Consider the following 22729-nt stretch of genomic DNA (forward strand, 5'->3'; position numbering starts at 1 on the left):
GAAAGGATGACCTTGATCCTGCTAATCCTTTTATCTTTTTTTTCCTAGTTCAAACAACTCCTAAATCAACAAAAAGAAAGGCGCCTAATCGGCGCCCTGCTCTAATATCTAATATCTAAAATCTACTACGAAAAAGCATTCCAACCTTGTGCTTTCAGCTCATGCACATTTCCTGACTTAGAGATCAGTTGACGCCCGGCAAATTCTTCGGTCATATAACCAATAATCGAGATATCTAGTTGATTTTTAACCTTGTCGTATTCGCTTTGCGGTACTGTAAAGAGCAGTTCGTAGTCTTCACCGCCACTAAGTGCGCAAACCGTTGGGTCTAATCCGAACTCACGAGCTGTCTCGTAAGTCATCGGGTCGATAGGAATTTTTTCTTCGTAGAGTTTGCAACCTAATTTTGAGGCATCACAAATATGGAATAGATCGGATGCTAGACCATCTGATACGTCGATCATCGCATTAGGTTTCACGTTTAAATGACGGAATAATTCCACCACGTCACGACGGGCCTCTGGTTTTAATTGACGCTCTACGATATAGTCTTTACCTTCCAGATCGGGCTGTATATTAGGGTTTTCTAAGAAAATCTGCTTCTCTCTTTCCAATAGTTGCAGACCTACATAAGCACCACCAAGATCACCTGATACACAGATAAGATCACCTTCTTTTGCGCCAGAGCGCAAAGCTACCTGATCTTCATCAGCATATCCAATGCTGGTTACTGAAATTACTAGTCCTTGTGCTGAAGTGGATGTGTCGCCACCGATAAGATCGACATTGTATTTTTCGCAGGCAATCAATGCCCCTTGGTACAATTCTTCGATGGCTTCCAATGGAAATTTAGATGATAAACCTATGGAAATAGTCACTTGTGACGCTATACCGTTCATCGCATAGATATCACTAAGATTTACTTGTACTGCCTTGTATCCTAAGTGTTTAAGAGGTACGTAACGAAGGTCGAAGTGTACATTTTCCAAGAGTAAATCCGTGGATATCAAGGTCTTTTTACCTTTGAAATCTAATACTGCAGCATCGTCGCCAATGCCTTTCTCTGAGGATTCATTCTTTAACTCGATTTGGCTCGTCAGGTGTTTGATCAATCCGAACTCACCAAGCTCATTAAGGTTTGTCTTATCTTTATTATCGAACATATTTTATCTTATAGACCTAGTTTTGCTGATATCTCTAACATACGCTCGATAGGTTTTTGCGCACGAGCGATAATATCTTCTGAAAGAACAATCTCCGGTTGTTCGTAGTACAGACAGTTATACAGCTTCTCTAGGGTATTTAATTTCATGTGAGGACAGTCATTACATGCACATAGGTTGTTTGGAGGTGCAGGAATGAATGTTTTTGAAGGACTAGCCTTCTGCATTTGGTGTAAAATACCAGACTCCGTTGCAACGATATAAGTATCCGTAGGATCTTCAATCGTATATTTCAACATTCCCGATGTAGATCCGATATAGTCAGCTTGTGCTAAGATATGGTCTTCACATTCTGGATGTGCAATAAACTTCGCGTTAGGATATTCTAGCCTTAGTGCATCAATTTTTTCTTGTGAGAAAATCTCATGTACCATGCAAGCGCCATTCCATAGTACCAAATCTCTGCCTGTTTTCTTCTTAACGTAGTCGCCTAAGTTGCGATCCGGGCCAAAGATGATCTTTTGATCCGCTGGCAGACTTTCAACAATCTGTACCGCATTACTTGAGGTACAAACAATGTCTGAAAGTGCCTTTAGCTCCGCTGTACAATTCACATAGGTGATAACCAGGTGATCTGGATATTTCTCTTTGAATTTAGCGAATAAATGCGGTGGACAACTATCTGATAATGAGCATCCTGATTTTAGATCAGGGAGCAATACCTTTTTCGAGGGTGATAGAATCTTAGCTGTTTCGGCCATGAAATGCACACCGGCAAAAACAATCATATCTGCATCCGTCTTCGCAGCCTGTTGAGATAAGCCTAAGCTATCTCCGATATAGTCTGCAAGGTCTTGAATTTCAGAATCTTGGTAGTAATGTGCCAGAATAACTGCATTCTTTTCTTTTTTCAATCTATTGATCTCAGCGACTAAATCAATCGTTGGGTCAATATCCACATCAATAAATCCTTTTGCAGATAGGTCTTGTTCAAAAGTAGTGTTCATTTGCTTTTCTAAGTAAACTGATTTATTTGACTCATCAATAGCACAAAAGTAAAGAAAGAAATTCAAACGAAATCCACATTCCCTTTTTTCAATAAATTATAATGTTTTTTATAAAAGAGAATCTTGTTGTTTATTAGTGTGTGGATAATGGGGATAAGTTTGTGATTTTTGATTTTATTTCTTCGTTATTCTATGTTTTTCCACAATTTATCCACAGTTTTCAACCCTTTAAGTGCTGATTTTCAATTCTTATTTTTTTCAGGGTTTATTTTTTCCATATTTTATTGTTCATTTTATTTCTGTTGGGATTTGTTAATATACGTAACACATTCTCTTAATATTTTGGTAATATTTGTGTGTAAAACCTGTGGATTGTGGATTAATAAATAGTTTTCATTTTTAATTCACTTCTTATTTACATGTTTTGCACATTATTTGTTAATTTGTTGATTCCTAATTAGAATAATAGTTGATTATAGATGCTTGATAGAAAAGTAGATTTTTTAATAGTCGGTTCAGGTATTGCAGGACTAAGTTTTGCATTGAAGGCTGCGGATCTTGGAAAGGTACTCATCGTGACGAAAGCCAATGAGGATGAGTCGAATACGAAATATGCGCAGGGTGGAGTGGCCGTGGTCACGGATGAAACTGACAGTTTTGAGAAGCATATTCAAGATACATTAATAGCGGGAGATGGTTTATGTGATCCACAAGTTGTGGAAAACGTGGTGAAAGAAGGGCCGGACCGCATTGCTGAGCTGATTGCCTATGGAACTTCTTTTGATAAAGAGGACTCCGGTGAGTATGATCTTGCGAAAGAGGGTGGGCATTCTATGCATAGGATCCTTCATTATAAGGACATTACGGGTTATGAGATTGAGCGTGCATTATTAGCTAAGATTCACGCGCATCCGAATATTGAGATATTAACACATTACTTTGCTGTGGATTTGATTACGCAGCACCACTTAGGTGAACATGTGGATAAACGTTCTGATAATATTACTTGTTATGGTATTTACGCGTTAAATACGCGTACAAAGAATGTGGAAAAAGTGTTAGCAAAGGTAATATTAATGGCCACAGGGGGTGCTGGACACGTTTATTCATCCACAACGAATCCCACAATTGCTACAGGTGATGGTATAGCGATGGTGTTCCGTGCGAAAGGTAAGGTTCGGAATATGGAGTTTATTCAGTTCCATCCGACGGCTTTGTACAATCCTCGGGAATATCCGGCTTTTTTGATATCGGAAGCTGTGCGAGGTTTCGGTGGTGTATTGCGTCGTGTGAATGGTGATTCCTTTATGGAGGAGTATGACGAACGTGCTTCTTTAGCGCCACGTGATATCGTTGCTAGAGCGATCGATGCAGAGATGAAGAAATCCGGATTGGATTATGTGTATTTAGATATAACACATCGGTCGAAAGCGGATATTCTTTCGCATTTCCCTAATATTTATGAGAAATGTCTATCAGTAGGTTTGGATATGACAAAGGATTATATTCCGGTTTCGCCTGCTGCTCATTACTTATGTGGGGGTATTATGGTTGATGAGTTTGGGGCTACTTCGATCAAGAATTTATATGCTTGTGGCGAGTGCTCTTCGACAGGCTTACATGGTGCTAATCGTTTGGCATCCAATTCGTTACTTGAAGCGGCTGTATATGCACATCGTATTTTTCAGAATGCAAGTGAAGTTTTTCCGAGTTTGGATTTCCAAGAGGGGATTCCTTCCTGGGATGAGTCTAACACTGCTTTATCCAATGAAGATATATTAGTAACACATAATCTACGTGAAACACAGAAACTCATGAGTGATTATGTGGGGATTGTCCGTTCGGATTTCCGTTTGGAAAGAGCGATGCGTCGTCTTGGCTTGTTGCATGAGGAGACGGAGTCGTTCTATAAGAATACTAGATTATCTGTAAAACTTTGCGAGCTTCGGAATGTAATTCAGGTTGCCTTTTTGGTAGTAAAATCTGCTACGCTTCGAAAAGAAAGTCGCGGTTTGCATTATACGACCGATTATCCTCAGCATGCTGATGAATTGAAAGACACTGTTTTATAGAATTTTAGATAGATTATGGCGACGATATTACCTGTACTAGATAAATACCCTACTTTTGGTGAAGAATGCTTTATAGCGCCTAATTCGACTATTGTAGGCAATGTTACGATTGGCGATCATTGTTCGGTATGGTTCAATGCTGTTATTCGTGGTGATGTGAATTATATCAAGATTGGGGCTTACTCAAATATTCAGGATAATGTGACTATACATGGGACTTATCAAAAGAATGGAACAGATATAGGAAACTATGTTAATATAGGTCATAACGCTATTGTACACGGTTGTCGCATAGATGATTATGCGTTGATTGGTATGGGTGCTATCGTAATGGATATGGCACATGTTCAGTCAAACGTCATTATCGCTGCCGGCGCTGTTGTATTAGAAAATATGGTTTGTGAATTCGGCTACTTATATGCCGGTGTACCCGCTAAAAAGATCAAGCCGCTCACAGAGGAGCAGCTTGATCTTTTAAAACGTCTTCCGCACAATTACGTGCTTTATAGTTCCTGGTTTACTGATCAGGATTAGTTTTCATCAAATTTAACGTCGATCGTCTCATTTTGTTCCCAGTTAGCTCGGATCGTAAATGTGCGATCTAGATACCAGATTCTTTCGGGTTTGGTTCTGGTATAGACATCTCCCGTATCCCATTTACCGTTGTTATTGCTGTCTTCAATAATACGGATACTGTATTTTCCACCATTGAATTTGATATAGGATAGCTTGTTTGTTCCACTGAGAACCCGTTTGTCGAATATATTTTCTATTTTCTCATCTATCAATTCAATGATATAGCTTTTGGCTGTGTCTAATCCATTGAATGTGAGAATGATATCTCCATAGTTTTCCGTTTCATTCAGCGTAAATTGTAGTTTTGATTCTTTATTGAATTCATCGAATGGACCTAAGATGGCCTTCTCTTGCAGTACAATTTCATAGTTACGATTTGGTCGCCAGTTAAAGCGTATATGATACATTTCCTTATCGATACTATCTTGTTGGAGTTGGAAATTTCTACGTGAAACAGAGTCCTCATTAAGGATGATTTTGTTCTTATCGACTGAGGCAATAGGATAGTTGGAACGTAGTTCGATGTGCTTTACGCGATCTACTTTATTCGTGATATTGAAATTCGGCTCTATAATACGTTCTGTTTTGAGATTTCGAGGCTTACGGAATTTGATGGTATCCATTACTTCGCCTGCTTCGGATAATTCTATATTCAATGAATCGATATCAACAGATTCCAAATACATTCTGGCCGTATCGACTGTTTCATTGAAGCGGACCAATTTATTTGCGTCTAGTTCCGCCGGAGCAATAATCGTTAATTCCGGATCTTCTAGGGGCCTATTAAAGGTTAGGAAAATACTACCGTCTTTTTCCATTTTCTTGTCCAGATTCCGCAAGATAGAAGCTTTTCCTTTGGTATATTCCAAATGTATGTTGTGTATGTTGCTGGTTAAAACTAAGCTATCCTGTAAGAAGCCTATCCATTCATCCGGGCCGTTGAATATCTTATCGTTATTTTGTTCCTTGATGGCATAGATACGATAGGTGTCTTCACGGAGGTTGTTAAATTGGAAGTTTCCAGATGAATCTACAGCTGTATAATAAGATGCTTTTCGTTTTCCAAAAATGCTGTCTCGGCTGGTCGGTATAAGGATGACATTAACATCTTTGTCTTCTGAGTAATCAAAAGTCTTTTTGTAACCATTCATCACTTTACCGGTGATCGATAGGGAGTCGAGTTGATCGCCCGTTGCGAATACGTAAGTATAGTTGGGTAGGGGATTACCTTCATTGTAATCTACCAAGCCCTTACCGAAGTTGATCGTATAAGTCGTGTTAGCTTCTAGGGAATCTGGAAGAACAATATGTAAGTTCTTTTTCTTGATTTTATAAATGGGTTGAGTTTCGACATCTGGTGAGATGGTGAACTCTTTCTGCTGATTCGTTATTTTAATGTATTCATCAAATGTTAAAACGATTTCTTTGTTTTTGAAATTTTTAGTCAGGTTTGCCGGAGATTCATTCAATACTTTTGGTGGTAAGGAATCTTTTGGGCCGCCCGTTGGACGTTGCATGTTTGCACATTGAAAAAAGCTAAAGCTGATGACTATTAAAACTAATAAGAATGGCCATTTTGTGATTAAGGCTATTTTTAAGCGATTTAAAGAGTTTTTATCTTTTTTGGAATCAGAAGTCATAAATTTTAATTTATTCGTTTATATCGCTTTATATTGATTGTATACTTTTTATAGTTAATTTACTGATATTCAGTATATTAACTCATGTGTACCATTAAAACACTAATATCGGCCGGCGAAACTCCTGAAATTCGTGAAGCTTGGCCCAATGTTCTTGGTTTCACTTTCAGTAGTTTTTGACGTGCTTCAATGGATAGGGAAGTTAGCGAATTATAATCAAAGTCAGGATTGATTTCTTTGTCTTCCATCTTTTTCATTTTATTCACGATCTCCATTTCTTTCTCGAAGTAGCTTTCGTATTTCACTTTAATCTCTGCTTGTTCGATTGTCTCTTCGTTGAACTGGCTTAAGTAAGTGCGTAGTTCTTCGTCGGCTTTCGCTAAGTCCTTGATCTCGATTTGTGGTCTGCTAAGGATATTGAAGAGTCTAGTTTTTTGTGTCAATAGACTAGAACCTTTTTCTGTTAAAACGGGATTCATCGTTTCTGTGGATACAGAGTTTGTTCTGAAGTAATCTACGATGTCGTCTGAGTTTTTTATTTTTTCATTTACGATGGCTAACCTTTCGTCAGATACTAATCCTAATTTATGAGCGATAGGGGTAAGGCGGATATCTGCATTATCTTGACGTAGTAGTAATCTGTGTTCCGCGCGCGATGTAAACATTCGGTATGGTTCTTCCGTACCTTTTGTCACAAGGTCATCGATCAATACACCGATATAAGACTCCGATCTTTTTAGGATCAATTCATGAAGATCATTTATTCTTTGGTGCGCATTGATACCGGCTACGAATCCTTGAGCTGCCGCTTCTTCGTATCCTGTCGTTCCGTTAATTTGGCCAGCAAAGAATAGATGTTTCACGTGCAACGTTTCTAATGTTAGGTCAAGTTGCATCGGAGGGAAGAAGTCATATTCAATGGCATATCCCGGTCTGTACATCTTCGCATTTTCAAATCCTGGGATTAGTTGTAATGCTTTTAGTTGCACGTCCTCTGGTAAAGAGGTGGAGAATCCGTTGACATATATTTCTACTGTTCGAAATCCTTCCGGTTCTACAAAGATCTGATGTCTTTCGCGCTCTGCGAATCTGTTGATTTTATCTTCTATCGAAGGACAATATCTCGGACCTAAGCCTTTGATGCGGCCGGTGAACATTGGTGATTTCTCGAAGCCTGTTTTCAAAACTTCGTGTACTTCGGCATTCGTATAGGTGATCCAACAGCAGCGTTGTTCTGTTGGAACATCGACTTTCGTATAAGAAAATCTACCTCTTTTTTCATCGCCCCATTGTTCTTCCATTAAGGAGTAGTTTAGGCTTCGGCCGTCGACGCGAGGGGGAGTACCGGTTTTCATTCTTCCGGATTCGAAGCCTAAGGATACTAACTGTTCTGTTAATCCCGTTGCTGCTTTTTCTCCTGTTCTACCACCGCCAAATTTCTTTTCTCCGACGTGTATTACTCCATTTAGGAATGTTCCGTTTGTTAATATGACTGCGTCTGCTTCGATACGAATTCCCATGGATGTGATGACTCCTTTAGCTCTACCGTTGTCAACGATTACCTCTTTTACGGTGTCTTGCCACATGTCTAAGTTTGGTATAGACTCTAGTTGCCATCTCCATTCTTCTGCAAAACGCATTCTGTCGTTCTGTGTTCTGGGGCTCCACATGGCTGGTCCTTTTGATAGGTTTAGCATGCGGAATTGTATGGTTGACTTATCTGCAATGATACCAGTGTATCCACCCATCGCGTCAATCTCTCTAACGATCTGTCCTTTCGCTACTCCGCCGATAGCGGGGTTACAACTCATCTGTGCGATAACACCCATGTTCATGGTGATGAGCAACACAGACGATCCTAAGTTAGCAGCTGCCGCTGCCGCCTCACATCCGGCATGGCCGGCTCCAACTACAATGACGTTATATTTTTTAAACATATTTATATTTTCTGTTCCACGTGGAACGAAGTTTTATTACCCGTTGTTTTAATCTATTGTTTCACGTGGAACCTTATGCAAATTCTGCAAGGGTTAACCAACGTTCGCTTTTCGCATCAAGCGATTCTTTATGCTTTTCTATTTCTTCTGCTATCTTTTGTAACTCGACGTGATCGGTTGTGTTCGATAGGGTAGTAGTTAGCTCGGCTATCTGCTCTTCCAATTCGGCGATTTCTGTCTCTAGGGATTCAAATTCACGCTGCTCTTTATAGCTAAGCTTTTGTTTCTTTTCTATAACGGGCTTCGGCTTTTCAACCTTCTTCTCAACCTTTTTATTAAGCTCCTCTTGCTCTAATTTAAAGTCGGCGTAATTACCATTATAAATAACAACTTCTCCATCGCCCGTAAATATGAAAAGTTGATCTGTCAGCTTGTCCAATAAGTAACGATCATGGGATACTAAGATGATTATACCGGGATACTGTTCTAAGAAATCTTCCAACACATTCAAGGTATCGATATCGAGATCGTTGGATGGCTCATCGAGAATGAGGAAGTTCGGGTTAGCCATTAACACGCGCATCAGCTGTAGTCGCTTTCTTTCCCCACCGCTTAGTTTGTTGATTAATCCGAATTGCTTCTCTGGTGGAAATAAGAATTTAGTTAGGAGCTGGGATGCCGTAATGACTTCTCCATTCTTCATTTCGATGAAGTCCGCAATATTTTTAACAACATCCAGGACGCGTTCATCGGATCTTGCCTGTAAACCTTCCTGTTTGTAATAACCGTATTTCGTAGTTTCGCCTACATCAATTTTTCCTTGGGTAGGAGAGAGAGCACCGGTGATCAAATTTAAAAATGTCGTCTTCCCACTTCCGTTCCTTCCTGCTAGACCAATACGGTCCCCCTTCTTAAAAGTATAGGTGAAGGAGTTGATGATAGTCTTATCTGCTACGGCAAATCCGACTTCCTCCAACTCTAATATTTTATTTCCTTGACGAGATACTTTGACACTTAGTTCTACTTGATCCTTATGTCTTGGCCCTTTCGATCGCTCTTCCAGATCATAGAAAGATTCAATTCTCGCCTTCGCTTTTGTGCCTCGAGCTTGTGGCTGACGGCGCATCCAATCTAGCTCTTTACGCCATAGATTGCGTGCTTTATCTGCAGCCAGGATATCGTTCGCTTCGCGCTCTGCTTTCTTTTCCAGGAAGTATGCATAGCTGCCCTTATACAGATAGATACTGCCCTTGTCGAGCTCTCTAATTTCCGTACAGATATTATCTAAGAAGTACCTATCGTGAGAGACGAGGAGCACCGTTTTGCTTCCGGTTGTGAGTAACTTTTCTAACCACTCGATGGTTTCAATATCCAAGTGGTTGGTAGGCTCGTCCAGTATATAAATGTCCGGTTCGTCGATTAGAAGCTTCGCTAGAGCCAAGCGTTTCTTTTGTCCACCGCTAAGGGACTCAATCTTTTGATTAAAGTTTTTGATCTGAAATCTATTGAGAATAGTTTTAATATTATTCTCATATTCCCAAGCATTTAATGCGGTGAGTTTGTCTGTTAAATCTTGAAACTTTTTAGAGTTAACATCTTGATTATCAATCATTTCCTCATATTCCTTAATGAGCTGTTGTTGCTCATTTTCAGCCGAATAGATAAAATCATTGATAGTTTTAAGATCAGAGAAATCGGGATCTTGTGGGAGATAACCCACGCGTAATCCCTTTTCTTTTACCACACGACCTTTGTTGGGAATAACCGTTTCGGCTAATATTTTTAATAGGGTAGATTTTCCTGTTCCATTGATTCCGACCAATGCTACCCGATCTCCTTTCTGCAATGCAAAATGTAAATCAGTAAATAGCCACTTATCGTTATAGGAATGGCTAACTTGTTCTGTGCTTAGTATACTCACCTGCTGTGTTGACGTAATTATCCAAGCACAAAATTATTAAATATTTATAAAAGTACTCTCTATTAATGTAAAGTAGACAGAGGGCTGACCTTTGCTGTTAGTTCAAACGGTAGCTTGCAATAAGATTAAATCGTGGGATGTGGACATGGAAGATGGAGTTGTCCAACTGTCTGAGCATCTCGTAATATCCTTCCATAAAGCCTAAGTCTGTCTTTAGATTACATCCGGAGACATATTGGTGGACTTCTCCAGGCTGGAGCACAGGTTGCTCACCAACAACACCTTCGCCGTCGACTTGCTTTGTATCACCGTTGGAGTCAAAGATATTCCAATGTCTGCGCATAAGCTGTACGGTATATTCGCTCGTATTTTCTATTGTAATACGGTACGCAAACATAAAGTGCTCATTCTCTGGATTGGAGTACTCTGATTGATAAATCGCTTCAACCGATATTTTTACGCCTGATGTGGTTTGTGTCGCCATTTTCAGTCAAATATATTAAAACTTATAATTCAGACAAATATAATCATGCGATGGTTTGAAAATAGTATATTTTTCTACATTTATTTTACATAAGTAATTGGAGGATAGCGCTTAGCTCACACAGCTATAGCCTCTGGTTTGTTGAGCCAAGACAGTAAACATGCGCAAAAGGGGTAATAAATTGTAGTTCCTAAGCGTTTTAAAACTTTAAATAAGTAGGTTTGCATTATGGCAAAAGGAACCCTTTATTTAATACCCGTACCGCTAGCAGAGCAGGCGGAGAAAGCCTCGTATACCCTATTTCATCTAGAATTAATCAACCACATCAGGGAGTATATCGTAGAAAATGAAAAGACGGCAAGGAAATTTCTGAAGGAAGCCGGACTGAAGACTCCGCAAAATCAACTGCTGATTCATGATTATGGAAAACATGCTCGAGATAAGGTAAATTATCAGGAGCTTTTTGCCGCTGCATTGAAAGGTGAAGATGTAGGATTGATGTCGGAAGCGGGTTGCCCTGGTGTAGCGGATCCGGGTGCTGATGTGGTATTTGAGGCACACAAGCGCGGGATTAAGGTCGTTCCTCTGGTAGGGCCAAGTTCTATTCTTTTGTCGCTGATGGCATCCGGTTTTAATGGGCAGAACTTTTGCTTCCTTGGCTATTTACCTATTGATAAAGGAGCTAGAACGAAAAAGATAAAAGATATTGAACAGGAAAGCGCAAGAGAAAAAAGAACACAGATTTTTATCGAGACTCCGTTCAGAAATAATCAGCTATTATCGGAGCTTTTAAAGACAGCAAAGCCACAAACGAAACTGTGTATCGCATGTAATATCACGGCGGACGACGAGTATATCTATACGCAGACTATAGAAAAGTGGCGAAATCAGCCGATAGATTTGCATAAAAAACCATGCATATTCCTATTATTTGCTGGCTAATTTTAATAAGTACATCCATAAAAGTCGATTTAACGGTATCTTTTGTATCTTTATTGGAGTCAATTTTCAATTTGAGTAATAGTAAATAAATGCCCGAAATATTATCCCCTGAAGTTTTAGCAGATTTTCAACGTTTAGCGATCATTTTCTTTATCCTTATCTTATTGGTTTGGATACTATTCGCCAATACCGTCAGAAATACCCTTAAGCTCATTTCTAAAGAGAATCAAGCTATTCTTCCAAATCAGGCATGGTTTCTAGTGATACCATTCTTCAATATATATTGGAACTTCGAAGTGGCTCGGCGTTTATCCTATTCCCTTAATAATGAGTTTTATGATCGTAAGATTGCCGTAGAAGAAAACCCTTCTATGGGCGCTGGAATGACCTTTGCATGGTCTTTTCTAATATACAATCTCCCTTTTCCTATTTTTTGGAAAATGTTGAGCATGATTGTGAGCCTGGTCTATTTCGTTACTTATTGGTTCAAAATCAATCAGTATAGATCGCTATTGCTTGCGCATGATAAATGGAAGGAACAGCAATTAAATAATCAGACGGAAGATGAAAATTAAAGATATTACATCCTATTTGGAGCAAATTGCTCCTTTGAATTATCAAGAGAGTTATGATAATTCTGGCCTTATCGTCGGAAACCCAGAGCAGGAAATTGATAAAGCATTAATTTCACTAGATTGTACAGAAGCTGTTGTCGATGACGCAATTGTAAAAGGATGTGGTTTGATCATATCCCATCACCCCATCGTCTTCTCTGGATTGAAGAAACTAACTGGTAAAAACTATGTCGAGCGAACGGTAATCAAAGCAATTAAGAATAATATCGCCTTATACGCTATCCACACAAACCTGGATAATATTCAAGGTGGGGTAAGCTCGATGATGGCAGATCGATTAGGTCTTCAGAATCAGGCGGTGTTGAGACCAAAAGCAGGTCTTTTGAAAAAATTAGTGGTCTATGTTCCGAGAGCCGATGTAGACGCTGTGAGAGATGCTATCTTCGAAGCCGGTGCAGGGCAAATAGGAGATTACGACCAATGTAGTTATAATACTGCAGGTTATGGAACATTCAGACCATTAGAAGGAGCCAACCCTACTATAGGAGAGGTAGGTTCGCAGGAACGCGTTGAGGAAACGAAAATTGAAGTAATTTTCCCTGTGCAACTTGAACGTCAGATACTAGTAGCGATGTTTGCTTCGCATCCTTATGAAGAAGTGGCCTATCATATTATTAACTTGGAAAATACGCACTCTTACGTCGGATCGGGAGCAATCGGTAACTTAGAAAACCCGATGAGTGAGCGAGATTTCTTGGCTTATCTGAAAGATAAATTCAATTTGCAAGTCATACGACATACAGCAACTCAAGGAAAGAATATCAGCCGAGTGGCACTTTGTGGAGGTGCCGGCGGCTTCTTATTAAATGACGCCATACGTTCGGGAGCTGATATCTTTATCACAGCAGATTATAAATATCATGAGTTTTTTGATGCAGAAGGTAAAATAGTAATCGCCGATATTGGACATTTTGAAAGTGAACAATTTACACAAGAATTATTATTGGATATAATTCGGAAAAAATTTGCTAACTTTGCTGTCCTATTGACGGAAATAGACACAAATCCAATAAAATACTACAGTTAATGGAACAAACCGTAGAACAAAAACTAAAAGCATTATGGGCTTGGCAATCAGTTCAAACCCAAATCGATAAAATTCGCCAGGTACGTGGCGAGTTACCTATTGAGGTAGCTGACCTAGAAGACGAAATCGCGGGTCTAGATACACGTATTGAAAAAATTCGTAATGAATTAGACGAATTAGAGGATTCAATTGTGAAGCGCAAGAATATGATCAAAGATTCGCAAACAGCGATCAAGAAATATGAAGCGCAACTGAACGAAGTAAAAAACAATCGTGAATATGACGCAATCTCTAAGGAGATTGAAATCCAAGGATTAGAAATTCAAGTTTGTGAAAAGCGTATTCGTGAAGCGGAGTTCGAAATCAAGAACAAAACTGAATCTTACGATGCTACTTTGAAAAACGTAGAGTTCAGCAAAGGCGAATTGGATGCGAAAAAACAAGAACTAGATACCATTACTTCTGAAACTCAGAAAGAAGAAGATCAGTTACTTGCTGAAGCACATGCTGCTGAAAAGAACATTGAAGACCGTTTATTGAAAGTAACGAACAAACTTCGTAACTCTTTCCGCAACGGTTTAGCAGTTGTTTTCATTGAGCGTGATAGCTGTTCAGGATGTCACAACAAGATTCCACCTCAATTGCAATCAGAGATTCGTCAGCGTAAGAAAATCATCATTTGCGAGCACTGTGGTCGTATTTTGGTTGATGAAGAAATTGCTAACGGAGAAGGTTAGTACCTTATTTAAAATAAAATATTGCAAAGCCGGACATTGTCCGGCTTTTTTTGTGTTGTAACATGTTCGATATGCGGATTGTTGTAACAACCTTTTTGGTTTCTTTGCGATATAATGAGCGATGAAGTTTCTTGATTGCGCTTGCTCACAGATACTTTCAGAAAAAATAAGTTTATATTAGAGAAATTTTTAACCCAATTTTTGACTACCAATTGAATATATGCTAAAGAATCTATTCACTCTGCTTGCCTTGTCAGCAAGTCAGATTAGTTTTGCTCAATCGACAAACGAAACTCTTCTATTACGACATCCAACAATCAGCGATCAACATGTAGCCTTCGTTTATGGTGGTGATATTTGGATTGCTGAGAAAAACGGTCAACATCCGAAACGCTTAACTGTGAATCCTGCGGTCGAGCGAAATCCTATTTTCTCGCCAGATGGTAGCCAGATTGCCTTTACAGGTAACTATGACGGGAATACCGATGTGTATGTTATTTCCATACATGGTGGCGAACCGAAAAGGATTACTAGCCATCCGTCTGCTGATGTGGTTCGGGGTTGGTTATCTAACGATGAGGTTTATTTCACGACGGCTAGAGAGTTTGACTATTCTTTAGGCAGCCGGTTGTATAAATCTAAATTGGATGGAGCATTGGATCTACCTTTAATGATGCCGGAGGCTTCTCAAGGCGCTCCTTCTCCGGATGGACGTTATTGGGCTTATATCAAAAATACCGACCCTACGGAGCGTGATGCTGTGGCGTTCAAGCGCTATAGAGGTGGAGGCATGCCATCCATTTGGATCTTTGATACTAAAACAAAGGACGTTCAGGTTGTTCCGGGCGAAAGATGTAATGATGTTAAACCGATCTGGATGGCTGATAAGGTGTATTTTCTATCGGATCGCGATAAAATCGTCAACATATTCAGCTACGATGTCAAAACTAAGAAGGTTGAGAAATTAACTAGCTTTACAGATTACGATGTCCGCACATTACAGGGCAGGGACAATGAACTCGTTTTTGAGCAAGCCGGCAAAATACATCTGTTGAATACAAGCACTAAAGAAAACAAATCTCTTGCTATACAATTAAACGCTGATGCTGTTTATAAACGACCACATTACGTTGAAATGAACAATGCTATCCGCGGCTGGAATATTTCACCGACGGGTCAGCGCGCATTATTCGAATCCAGAGGCGAGATCTTCACCGTGCCTAAAGAAAAGGGTGATGCTCGGAACATTTCTAATTCACCGGGCTCTCATGAGCGATATCCTGCATGGTCGCCGAATGGAAAGTGGATATCCTACCTTTCTGATAAGAACGGACGCTACGAACTCGTGCTTCGCGATCAGAAGGCTATGGACGAGCCAACTTATATCAAACTAGGCGATTCAAACTTCTATTTTCAGCCCGTTTGGTCTCCCGATAGCAAGAAGCTGTTCTTCAATGACGCGCATCTGAACTTGTATTATGTGGATATCGAATCTAAGCAGATCACGAAGATTGCAGACGATTATTTGGGTTCACATACAGGCAGAAGCTACAATCCTTTCCAACCTAGTTGGTCTTTTGATTCCAAACTTATCGCGTATAGCAAAGTCTTGAATAATGGCGTCAATGCGATATTCATCTATCATTTAGATAGCAAGCAATCGCAGCAAATAACTGATGGCATGAGTGCTGTGAGTCAGCCTACCTTTACACGCGACGGCAAATACTTAGTCTTTAATGCAAGTACAAACATCGGCTTAACGAATAGTGGTCTTCACATGACAGCCTATGATCGTCGACCAGAGTATAATGCGTATGCTTTTATCCTTTCCAGCGACAGCCCTTCTATCTTTAAAAATGAAAGTGATGAGGAGACCGTAAAAACCGATGCGCCAGTGAAAGAAGAAGATAAGAAGGAGAAAGAAACAGCTAAGAAGAAGGACAGCAAGAAGGAGTCAACCGACAAGTCAAAAACTGAAGACAAGGCGACTGATAAAGTAAAGCCCGTTAAAGTGGATTATGCGAACATCAACAACAGAATCATTGCACTCCCAATTCCTGCAGGAGCTTACAACTTCAATGGAAATGTAGAAAACACACTCTTATACGTTCGAAACGGAAGTTTAATAGCATTTGATCTCAACAAATTAGAAGAGAAAACGTTGGTAGATAAACTAGGAAGCTATGCCGTATCTGCTGATGGTAAACAAATGCTATATAGCACCCGTCAGGGATATTATATCGTCAATGCCGGCCAGAAACCTGCTGGCGAGTCAGGCAAATTGAAGATGGACAATATCAAGCTTCAGGTAGATCCTGCCGCCGAATGGAATCAGATTTTCAACGAGGTTTGGGCGATGCAGAAGGAGTTCTTCTATGTAGAGAATATGCACGGCGTTGATTGGAATGCTGTGAAAGCGAAATACGAGAAGTTCCTGCCTTATGTAAATCACCGTTCCGACCTAGGATACCTATTGAATGAAATGATGGGTGAGATGGTCGTAGGACATAACTACATCATGCCTGGCGATGAGCCTTCAGCGCCATCCGTGTCTACGGGAGTTTTAGGTGCAGATTATGCGATCGAAAACAATAGATATAAAATCAAACGTATCTACAACCGTATGGACTGGAACCCTGAGTTTAAAGCACCTTTGGCAGAACCGGGCTTGAATATTCGCGAAGGCATGTATATTCTTGCGGTAAATGGCAAAGAACTGACTTCGGATATCGATATCTATAGCCTGTTTGATTTTACTGTAGGCAAGCAGATCTATTTAAAGGTGAATGATAAACCTAGTCTATCAGGAGCTAAAGACGTTATTGTACGCCCTATTTCCTTCTCAAATGAGGTCGCCTTGCGCAGACAACATTGGGTAGAGCGCAATAGAAAGAAAGTAGATGAGTTAAGCAATGGGCAAATAGCTTACGTTTATATGCCGAATACCGGAAGAGAAGGATACACTTCCTTCAACCGTTATTATTTCTCGCAAATGGACAAAAAAGCCCTGCTACTCGACGAACGTAATAATGGGGGCGGATCGGTAGCCGATTATGTCATCGACCTATTATCACGTGAGCTGATTGCCGGTTGGGGAATTCGCGACGGAAAGAGCTTTACGACACCGGGCAACGGTATCTTCGGTCCGAAAGCCATGATCATCAATGAAAATGCGGGGTCTGGTGGTGATATGATGCCATACATGTTCCGTTTCAAAAACTTAGGTAAACTAGTGGGACGCACAACCATGGGAATCCTAGTTGGTATCTCCGGATACCCTCCGCTACTAGATGGTGGAAGTGTTACCTCGCCTAACTTTGGTGTTTTCGACTTAAATGGAAATTACATCATAGAAAACGAAGGGGTGGCTCCAGACATCTTTGTCGAGCAAATGCCTAAAGACCTATTGGAAGGAAGAGATCCGCAGCTAGAACGCACCGTACAGCTGTTATTAGAGGAAATGAAAACCTATCCATATAAAGAACTCAAGAAACCAGCGGATCCAATCCGTGTAAACTAAATGGTAAGCCCCGGCAAAAAGCTGGGGCTTTTTCGTTTAATGCCATTAAAACAGTATTTTTGACTATGCTTGTAGAAATTTGGTCGGATATCATGTGCCCCTTTTGTTATATTGGGAAGCATCATTTTGAAAAAGCTTTAGCTTCTGTTGATTTTGCAAATCAAATAAAAGTAGCCTATAAAAGCTATCAATTAAACCCAGAAACTCACTTTACACCCGGAGAAACGGTGTATTCTATGCTGAGTAAATCAAAAGGGATGCCGATAGAACGGGCCAAAGAAATGACCTCTCATGTTGTCAAAATGGCTAAGGAAACTGGTCTTACTATAGATTTCGACAGCAATATCCCTGCAAATACATTTAAGTCACATATCTTAATCCACTTTGCCGAAAATAAAGGGAAAGCTAGTGATATGAAAGAACGTCTTTTCGGGGCTCATTTTGTTTCTGGATTAAATATCGAAAATGACGATGTTTTACTACAAGTCGGCGAGTCATTAGGTTTCTCAGCAGAAGAAATTAAAGATGCACTAAGCTCAGAGCAATATGCATACGCAGTAAAACAAGACATCAAAGAGGCGCAACACATCGGTATTCGCGGGGTACCGTTTTACCTTTTCGACCGTAAATATGCAGTTTCCGGAGCACAGCCCGTTGCGTCCTTCGTTGAAGTGCTTGAGAAAAGCTTCAGCGAATGGAAAGCCAATAACCCAGGAATCCAAATGTTAAATGACCAGGATGGTGATGCAAGCTGCGGACCTGATGGCTGTACTTTCTAAGTAGCAATAAGTATATGAACGCCGCCAAACCACATTCGCCATGGCTTTCCCTAGTGACCTTGCTAGGCTTTACCTTTGTAGGAGCATTAGTTTCGCAGATCGTTGTCATTGTCCTTTTTGCCCTATTCTCCGGAAAATTTGATATCACTTCGCTCGGTAACCCACTTAGTTTAGCTGAATCCAACCGTAGTTTGCTCTACCTGCTATTAGCAAGTAGCAGCTTAGGCACCTTCCTCTTTCCTGCGGTGCTATTGCAACGGATAGAAAGAGAACAGTTCGATTACTTTCCTTCCAGAAATAGCCGATTGAATCTATTTCTCGGATTAAGCTTTCTTTTCCTTTTAGCGGCAAGTCCGATTATGGAACTCATCAGCCGATGGAATATGGAGATGAGCTTGCCGGAGAGTCTTGTCGGCATTGAAACCTGGATGCGCACGCAAGAAGATGCGATGGCAGACCTGACCAAGAGCTTGGTCATGGTCGATAGCCCGAAATGGTTAATGGTCAATATCTTGGTTATGGCTGTAATACCCGCCATTGTGGAGGAGCTTTTTTTCCGCGGAGCCTTACAAAATATCTGTTATCGAATATTCGACAACCAACATGCGGCCATCTGGATCACCGCAATTATCTTCTCAGCGATCCACGTTCAGTTCTTTGGTTTTTTCCCACGGATGATCCTCGGATTGATATTCGGATATGCCTTTGTGTGGACCAAAAATATATGGGTTCCGGTATTTGCCCATTTTGTGAATAATGCCACAGTAACCATCATTGCCTATACCTTCCATAAACAAGGAAAGACATACGACGACCTGCAATCTGCAGACGTTTATTCACCGATCATATACTTCACGAGCTTTATCGCGGCCTTATTGATCGGTTACTATTTTTATAAAAAGTCACAAGAACTAAAAAGATTAGATGAATCCGAATTGGACTAAAGTAAAAGTTTTTACGAATCCGCTGCAGGCGGAAATCGTAAAACAGATGTTGGTAGAAAACAATATCCCCGCTGTGGTATTAAATAAACAAGATTCTTCCTATCATTTTGGATTGGTAGAACTCTATGTAGATAATGAGCATACCTTGGAAGCGACAGCACTTATGGATAGTTTTAACGATGAAGAATTACTAAGCAATGAAGACTAGAGCAATAACAGGACTCTTTTTTGTGATTGCGTTGGTGTTAGCAACCCTATTGAATCAGTATGTCTTCGTGGCGTTTTTTAGTTTGATCGGGGTGTTTGCAGCACGCGAATTCTTTGTCATTTGCAAAACAGAAGAAACAAAACCATTGATGGCGCTTGGTCTGGGCACTGCTGCAGTATTGGCATTATTGGTTTCTTTATATCTATTGGGTCAAATTGATGTAAAATACCTATGGCTCATTTTGCCATTATTCTCCTTTATTTTCATTGCCTCTCTGTTTTTAAAACGAGATAAGCCCTTTCATGATATTGCATACACTTATCTTGGAATTTGGTATGGGGCTATCCCTTTTTTATTCTTTATCGCATTGGGTTTTGTTCAAGGAAGCTTCAACCCCTACATTCCTCTAGGGTTCTTAATTATTCTTTGGGCAAACGATACAGGAGCCTATTTATCGGGTAGAGCTTTTGGCAAGACCAAACTATTCGAGCGTATTAGCCCGAACAAAACTTGGGAAGGCTTTATCGGAGGCGTTGCATTGGCAGTGCTGATTGCATTAAATCTAGAGCAGTATTTTGGTTCTTTGACCAAGATGCAGTGGGGGAGCGTCGCGCTGATCATTTCGGTATTCGGTACGCTGGGCGACCTGGTAGAATCCATGCTGAAGCGCAGTCTCGGAATTAAGGATTCCGGACAGATACTCCCTGGCCATGGCGGATTCTTAGACCGTTTCGACGGACTTTTAATTGCCGCACCATTAGTGTTTCTCTTACTCTTATTTATTTAGACGCACATGAAAATCGAAAAGGCAAGCTTTGAATTCTTAGTAAGCTTAAAGGAAAATAACAACAGAGAGTGGTTCCAAGAGCATAAGGCAGCATACGATGCTGCACACAACAATGTCATTGAATTTATTGAGGCCATTATTCAACGATTAGCCGATCTAGATCCCCATATACATACCGACATTTCGGCGAAGAAGTGCTTGTTCCGCATCTACCGCGATGTTCGTTTTTCTAAGAATAAGGATCCTTATAAGTCCTGGTTTGCCGCCGGAATTTCCGTAGACGGAAGAAAGCTCGCGGGCCCGGAATATTATATACATATTGCTCCCGAAGACACTTTCTTAGCTGTTGGCTATTGGCGCCCCGAAAAACAGCACTTAGAAGCCATAAGACAGGAGATTGATTATAACGCGAAGGATTTGTTCGAATCGCTAGAAAAAGGCGGCTGGAAGCCTGAAAACATGTCGAGCGAAGACAAGCTGAGCAGACCACCCGCGGGCTATGCTGCCGATCACGAGCATATTGACATACTAAAACACCGCAGTTTTATTCTATCCAAGAATATCAGTCGCAAAGACATGGAATCTAACAAAGCCCTAGATATCGTGATCAAATCATACGAAAGCATGATTCCCTTCAAGCAGTTTATCCATACTGCATTAGATCAATAGGGAAGGCTGATTTTCCCCATACATACCGCTGGAGAGTCTTTGATGGAAGTCACGTTATTCGGATCTCCGGCCAATGTTTCATTGGCTAGCACCGCAAAAAGACAGGCTTCTTTCGCGTCGGGATCCAATCCCAATTGTAGGAAAGAGGATACTGCATTCGGGAAAGCTGCTTTCAGTTGTTCCATAAGCATAGGATTGTGCAAGCCCCCACCGCTTACATAGACCTTTACGTTTTCTAAGCCTTCGATTGCCCTTTTAATACCCTCTATCATTGTTTCAGCAGAAAATGTGTTCAACGTGGCCATGATATCCGCATGGGAGAAATCTTGATTAGAATGTAAATCTTCCAGACAAAGGCTCAAGTAGTCTAAGTTGAACAGTTCCGGACCGGTTGTTTTCGGGAAAGGAAGGGCCAAAAAGTTATGGCTTATTAAACGTTTCGATAGATTAGGATCTGCTTTGCCTGATAGAGCGAGTTCAGCATCTAAATCCATCTCCTTCCCAAAATGGTGAAATATATACTGATTCATCATGGTATTACCCGGTCCTAAATCTGTAGCATAAGCTTCCAAGCCGGTTCCGACCTGTGGTAAGAACGTAAAATTAGAGATACCGCCAATATTCAATAATATCCTGTGCTCATCGGGAGAGCTAAATAAAAGATAATCGCCATAGGCCGCCAAAGGAGCTCCTTCGCCGCCTGCAGCCAAATGCTTCTGTCGGAAGTCGCTTAAGGTAATGATGCCCGTACGTACTGCAAAATGATCGCCATCGCCAATCTGTAGCGTAGAATTGGGCAAGCGGTTGTCGCCGGTAAGTGACTGTGGCGCGTGAAATACGGTTTGTCCATGACTAGCAATCGCGTCGATTTCTTCCGGATCAATACCCCATTCGGTTAGGGCATCTAGGATAAGACGCGCATGGACCTCAGCGACGTAAGCGTTAAGCCCACAAAGTACCTGATGATCTATCTCGCGTTTCGCAAACACCTGACGGACCCATTCTCTGAACTCGTCTTCATAAGGCATCGTTGTAAAGTGAAGAAGCGATAATTCGGTTGAAGTGCCGGAGCCGGCAATTCTACACAAGGCAATATCTAAACCATCCAACGAAGTTCCGGACATCAATCCGATAATTAAACGCTCTTCCTTTTGGCTTATTTTCGCCAGCTTAACGATACTCTTATTCATACGATAAAAATACATTTAAATTTGTAATCTCCTTTCTTAATCCTATTTTTGGGGAAATACAAAAATTAAAAACATGAATTTTCCTTCTGAATTAAAATACACCAAAGATCACGAATGGATTCGTGTGGAAGGTGATGAAGCTGTTATCGGTATTACAGACTTCGCACAACGCGAATTAGGAGATATCGTATTCGTAGATATCAATACAGTGGGTGAAGAAGTAGCAGCGAACGAAGTATTCGGTACTATTGAAGCGGTGAAAACTGTATCTGACTTATTTATCCCAGTTACAGCGACAATCTTAGAAGTAAACGATGCGATCGATGCATCTCCTGAATTAGTAAATTCGGATCCTTACGGTGAAGGTTGGATTATCCGTGTGAAATTGAACAATGCTGCAGATGTTGATGCATTATTAACAGCAGATCAATACAAATCAGAAATCAACGCTTAATCTTAAGCGAAATCCATAAAAAAAGAGGCTGTCTAAA

20 protein-coding genes are annotated in these 22729 nt (G+C 40.5%); 13 read left to right on the plus strand and 7 right to left on the minus strand.

The genetic code is table 11. The features are described 5' to 3' along the window. Positions 1 to 125: 125 nt before the first annotated feature. Both thiL and nadA read right to left on the minus strand, forming a co-directional pair. Positions 126 to 1163, minus strand: a complete 1038-nt coding sequence (gene thiL / locus B2400_RS14310; RefSeq protein ID WP_293934435.1) for a thiamine-phosphate kinase — start codon at positions 1161 to 1163, stop codon at positions 126 to 128. 8 nt (positions 1164 to 1171) lie between these two features. After that, complete coding sequence (gene nadA, locus B2400_RS14315) at positions 1172 to 2170, minus strand: quinolinate synthase NadA (protein ID WP_293934437.1); 999 nt, start codon at positions 2168 to 2170, stop codon at positions 1172 to 1174. A gap of 479 nt (positions 2171 to 2649) precedes the next feature. Between nadA and nadB the strand changes: the two genes are divergently transcribed. Together nadB and B2400_RS14325 are read left to right on the plus strand one after the other, a co-directional pair. Then, positions 2650 to 4242 carry an L-aspartate oxidase gene (gene nadB, locus B2400_RS14320; protein ID WP_293934439.1) on the plus strand — a complete coding sequence of 531 codons (1593 nt, stop codon included), beginning with the start codon at positions 2650 to 2652 and terminating at the stop codon, positions 4240 to 4242. 15 nt (positions 4243 to 4257) lie between these two features. After that, positions 4258 to 4776 carry a gamma carbonic anhydrase family protein gene (locus B2400_RS14325; RefSeq protein WP_293934441.1) on the plus strand — a complete coding sequence of 173 codons (519 nt, stop codon included), beginning with the start codon at positions 4258 to 4260 and terminating at the stop codon, positions 4774 to 4776. Here the strand turns inward: B2400_RS14325 and B2400_RS14330 are convergent. The 4 genes from B2400_RS14330 to apaG all read right to left on the minus strand — a co-directional run bounded on the left by B2400_RS14330 (position 4773) and on the right by apaG (position 10800). Next, on the minus strand, positions 4773 to 6335 hold the full coding sequence (locus tag B2400_RS14330; RefSeq protein ID WP_293934444.1) for an Ig-like domain-containing domain: 1563 nt from the start codon (positions 6333 to 6335) through the stop codon (positions 4773 to 4775). The two genes, B2400_RS14325 and B2400_RS14330, sit on opposite strands and share 4 nt — an antisense overlap. Positions 6336 to 6535: 200 nt before the next feature. Further along, complete coding sequence (gene mnmG, locus B2400_RS14335) at positions 6536 to 8395, minus strand: tRNA uridine-5-carboxymethylaminomethyl(34) synthesis enzyme MnmG (RefSeq protein WP_293934446.1); 1860 nt, start codon at positions 8393 to 8395, stop codon at positions 6536 to 6538. Between the two features lie 73 nt (positions 8396 to 8468). After that, positions 8469 to 10316: an ABC-F family ATP-binding cassette domain-containing protein gene (locus tag B2400_RS14340; protein WP_293934448.1), complete on the minus strand. Its 1848-nt coding sequence runs from the start codon at positions 10314 to 10316 to the stop codon at positions 8469 to 8471. Between the two features lie 97 nt (positions 10317 to 10413). After that, on the minus strand, positions 10414 to 10800 hold the full coding sequence (gene apaG / locus B2400_RS14345; RefSeq protein WP_149527591.1) for a Co2+/Mg2+ efflux protein ApaG: 387 nt from the start codon (positions 10798 to 10800) through the stop codon (positions 10414 to 10416). Positions 10801 to 11028: 228 nt separating this feature from the next. On the opposite strand from apaG, the gene B2400_RS14350 reads away from it, so the two are divergent. From B2400_RS14350 to B2400_RS14395, 10 genes are all read left to right on the plus strand, one after another. After that, entirely contained in the window at positions 11029 to 11742 is a 714-nt protein-coding gene (locus tag B2400_RS14350; RefSeq protein ID WP_286650519.1) for an SAM-dependent methyltransferase, read from the plus strand. Positions 11743 to 11831: 89 nt separating this feature from the next. Then, the gene (locus B2400_RS14355) at positions 11832 to 12317 is read left to right on the plus strand and encodes a hypothetical protein (protein ID WP_149527589.1); all 486 of its coding nucleotides are present in this window, start codon (positions 11832 to 11834) and stop codon (positions 12315 to 12317) included. Next, on the plus strand, positions 12307 to 13404 hold the full coding sequence (locus B2400_RS14360; RefSeq protein ID WP_293934452.1) for a Nif3-like dinuclear metal center hexameric protein: 1098 nt from the start codon (positions 12307 to 12309) through the stop codon (positions 13402 to 13404). The genes B2400_RS14355 and B2400_RS14360 overlap by 11 nt, the downstream gene beginning before the upstream one ends. Further along, positions 13404 to 14141: a zinc ribbon domain-containing protein gene (locus B2400_RS14365; RefSeq protein ID WP_293934455.1), complete on the plus strand. Its 738-nt coding sequence runs from the start codon at positions 13404 to 13406 to the stop codon at positions 14139 to 14141. Before B2400_RS14360 ends, B2400_RS14365 begins: the two co-directional genes overlap by 1 nt. Before the next feature lie 220 nt (positions 14142 to 14361). Next, positions 14362 to 17661 (plus strand): S41 family peptidase, encoded by a 3300-nt coding sequence (locus B2400_RS14370; RefSeq protein ID WP_293934457.1) that lies wholly within the window; start codon positions 14362 to 14364, stop codon positions 17659 to 17661. A gap of 65 nt (positions 17662 to 17726) precedes the next feature. Then, positions 17727 to 18440, plus strand: coding sequence for a DsbA family oxidoreductase (locus B2400_RS14375; RefSeq protein ID WP_293934460.1), 714 nt, complete (start codon positions 17727 to 17729; stop codon positions 18438 to 18440). A 14-nt stretch (positions 18441 to 18454) separates the two neighbouring features. Then, complete coding sequence (locus tag B2400_RS14380; RefSeq protein WP_293934463.1) at positions 18455 to 19384, plus strand: CPBP family intramembrane glutamic endopeptidase; 930 nt, start codon at positions 18455 to 18457, stop codon at positions 19382 to 19384. After that, positions 19365 to 19592 carry a putative signal transducing protein gene (locus tag B2400_RS14385; RefSeq protein WP_149527583.1) on the plus strand — a complete coding sequence of 76 codons (228 nt, stop codon included), beginning with the start codon at positions 19365 to 19367 and terminating at the stop codon, positions 19590 to 19592. The genes B2400_RS14380 and B2400_RS14385 overlap by 20 nt, the downstream gene beginning before the upstream one ends. Then, positions 19582 to 20379 carry a phosphatidate cytidylyltransferase gene (locus tag B2400_RS14390; RefSeq protein WP_293934466.1) on the plus strand — a complete coding sequence of 266 codons (798 nt, stop codon included), beginning with the start codon at positions 19582 to 19584 and terminating at the stop codon, positions 20377 to 20379. Before B2400_RS14385 ends, B2400_RS14390 begins: the two co-directional genes overlap by 11 nt. Before the next feature lie 6 nt (positions 20380 to 20385). Then, complete coding sequence (locus tag B2400_RS14395; protein WP_286650512.1) at positions 20386 to 21048, plus strand: DUF2461 domain-containing protein; 663 nt, start codon at positions 20386 to 20388, stop codon at positions 21046 to 21048. Here B2400_RS14395 and B2400_RS14400 read toward each other — a convergent pair. Further along, positions 21042 to 22238 (minus strand): anhydro-N-acetylmuramic acid kinase, encoded by a 1197-nt coding sequence (locus B2400_RS14400; RefSeq protein WP_293934468.1) that lies wholly within the window; start codon positions 22236 to 22238, stop codon positions 21042 to 21044. The genes B2400_RS14395 and B2400_RS14400 overlap by 7 nt on opposite strands. A gap of 73 nt (positions 22239 to 22311) precedes the next feature. On the opposite strand from B2400_RS14400, the gene gcvH reads away from it, so the two are divergent. After that, positions 22312 to 22692, plus strand: coding sequence for a glycine cleavage system protein GcvH (gcvH, locus tag B2400_RS14405; RefSeq protein WP_149527579.1), 381 nt, complete (start codon positions 22312 to 22314; stop codon positions 22690 to 22692). Positions 22693 to 22729 lie beyond the last annotated feature (37 nt).

Origin of the sequence: Sphingobacterium sp. UBA6645, assembly GCF_002455685.1 — a bacterium.
In the GTDB taxonomy this organism is placed as follows: Bacteria; Bacteroidota; Bacteroidia; order Sphingobacteriales; family Sphingobacteriaceae; genus Sphingobacterium; species Sphingobacterium hotanense.

Coding starts and splice junctions, on each gene's coding strand:
- thiL (WP_293934435.1), bottom strand. CDS start 1,163: ATGTTCGATAATAAAGATAAGACAAACCTTAATGAGCTTGGTGAGTTC.
- nadA (WP_293934437.1), bottom strand. CDS start 2,170: ATGAACACTACTTTTGAACAAGACCTATCTGCAAAAGGATTTATTGAT.
- nadB (WP_293934439.1), top strand. CDS start 2,650: ATGCTTGATAGAAAAGTAGATTTTTTAATAGTCGGTTCAGGTATTGCA.
- B2400_RS14325 (WP_293934441.1), top strand. CDS start 4,258: ATGGCGACGATATTACCTGTACTAGATAAATACCCTACTTTTGGTGAA.
- B2400_RS14330 (WP_293934444.1), bottom strand. CDS start 6,335: ATGCAACGTCCAACGGGCGGCCCAAAAGATTCCTTACCACCAAAAGTA.
- mnmG (WP_293934446.1), bottom strand. CDS start 8,395: ATGTTTAAAAAATATAACGTCATTGTAGTTGGAGCCGGCCATGCCGGA.
- apaG (WP_149527591.1), bottom strand. CDS start 10,800: ATGGCGACACAAACCACATCAGGCGTAAAAATATCGGTTGAAGCGATT.
- B2400_RS14350 (WP_286650519.1), top strand. CDS start 11,029: ATGGCAAAAGGAACCCTTTATTTAATACCCGTACCGCTAGCAGAGCAG.
- B2400_RS14355 (WP_149527589.1), top strand. CDS start 11,832: ATGCCCGAAATATTATCCCCTGAAGTTTTAGCAGATTTTCAACGTTTA.
- B2400_RS14360 (WP_293934452.1), top strand. CDS start 12,307: ATGAAAATTAAAGATATTACATCCTATTTGGAGCAAATTGCTCCTTTG.
- B2400_RS14365 (WP_293934455.1), top strand. CDS start 13,404: ATGGAACAAACCGTAGAACAAAAACTAAAAGCATTATGGGCTTGGCAA.
- B2400_RS14370 (WP_293934457.1), top strand. CDS start 14,362: ATGCTAAAGAATCTATTCACTCTGCTTGCCTTGTCAGCAAGTCAGATT.
- B2400_RS14375 (WP_293934460.1), top strand. CDS start 17,727: ATGCTTGTAGAAATTTGGTCGGATATCATGTGCCCCTTTTGTTATATT.
- B2400_RS14380 (WP_293934463.1), top strand. CDS start 18,455: ATGAACGCCGCCAAACCACATTCGCCATGGCTTTCCCTAGTGACCTTG.
- B2400_RS14385 (WP_149527583.1), top strand. CDS start 19,365: ATGAATCCGAATTGGACTAAAGTAAAAGTTTTTACGAATCCGCTGCAG.
- B2400_RS14390 (WP_293934466.1), top strand. CDS start 19,582: ATGAAGACTAGAGCAATAACAGGACTCTTTTTTGTGATTGCGTTGGTG.
- B2400_RS14395 (WP_286650512.1), top strand. CDS start 20,386: ATGAAAATCGAAAAGGCAAGCTTTGAATTCTTAGTAAGCTTAAAGGAA.
- B2400_RS14400 (WP_293934468.1), bottom strand. CDS start 22,238: ATGAATAAGAGTATCGTTAAGCTGGCGAAAATAAGCCAAAAGGAAGAG.
- gcvH (WP_149527579.1), top strand. CDS start 22,312: ATGAATTTTCCTTCTGAATTAAAATACACCAAAGATCACGAATGGATT.